At 66.8% G+C, this 1,113-nt stretch carries 1 protein-coding gene; it reads left to right on the top strand.

Translation table 11 applies throughout. The features are described 5' to 3' along the window. Positions 1-248: 248 nt before the first annotated feature. The coding region (mobF, locus tag HPC46_RS34485; protein ID WP_179476448.1) for a MobF family relaxase at positions 249-1,113 on the top strand (865 nt) is incomplete at its 3' end.

The raw sequence follows: 1,113 nt of genomic DNA, 5'->3' as shown, positions 1-1,113 counted from the left end.
CGCCCCACCGCACCACATACCTACCAGCCGCTTTCGCCCACATCCCCACGCCCCCACCAACATCGGCTACCACCGACCGCCTCAGGCACCACCCGCCCCGCCCTCACCTGCGACCTCCGGTCGCCCTTTTCAGCCCATCACACCTAGTGCATTCAGGTCACGAAACGATAACGGCACCGAGTGCAGAATTTTGGGGCGGTGTTCTAGCGGTTATCGCGCCCTAGCGTTTTCGGGGTGATCGCGCGGTGATGGGCCTACACAAATTAACCGCCGGAGACGGGTACACCTACCTGCTCCGGCAGGTCGCCGTCGCCGATGGCACCGACCTGGGCCGCGCCAGCCTTGGTGACTATTACTCCTCCAAGGGCGAGACCCCCGGCCGCTGGGTCGGCAGCGGCCTGACCGCACTCGGGCGGCCGGTCAGCCGCGACCCCGACAACCCCCTCGTCGAACAACTCTGGGGGGTGCCCGAGGGCTCCGAAGTCACCGAAGAACAGATGAAGGCACTCTTCGGTGAAGGCCTGCACCCCAACGCCACCAAGATCACCGAACACCTCACCGGCATCGGTGTGTGGGTCGACGGCGCGCACGCCGCCGCCAAACTCGGACGCCCATTCCGATTGGGCGCCAACGAGAACGACTTCACCCACCGCCTGCGCGGCGCCTACAGCAGTTACAACGACACCATCGGCCGCGCCACCAACGCCCCCTTGGATCCCGAAGTGCGCGCCGAACTCCGCACCACTGTGGCTGCGGAGATGTTCACCGAGCGTTACGGTCGCGCCCACCTCGACGACCGGGAACTCACCGGGTTCATCGCCCGCCTCTCGCGCCTGGACACCACCGCCGTGGCTGGCTACGACCTCACGTTCACCCCCGTCAAATCGGTATCCGCGCTGTGGGCGCTGGCACCATTGGAGTTGGCGAAAACCATCGAGGACGGCCACCACAAAGCGGTCGCCGACACCCTGGCGTTCCTCGAATCCCAAGCCTGCTTCTCGCGCATGGGCACCAACGGTGTGGCCCAGGTCGACGCCAGCGGATTCGTCGCCGCCGCGTTCGATCACCGCGACTCCCGCGCGGGGGACCCGAACCTGCACACCCACGTCGCGG

This window comes from Mycolicibacterium vinylchloridicum (assembly GCF_013404075.1).
Classification (GTDB): domain Bacteria; phylum Actinomycetota; class Actinomycetes; order Mycobacteriales; family Mycobacteriaceae; genus Mycobacterium; species Mycobacterium vinylchloridicum.
Note: the sequence above shows the minus strand (reverse complement) of the source record. Positions and strands in the feature narration are given on the sequence as shown.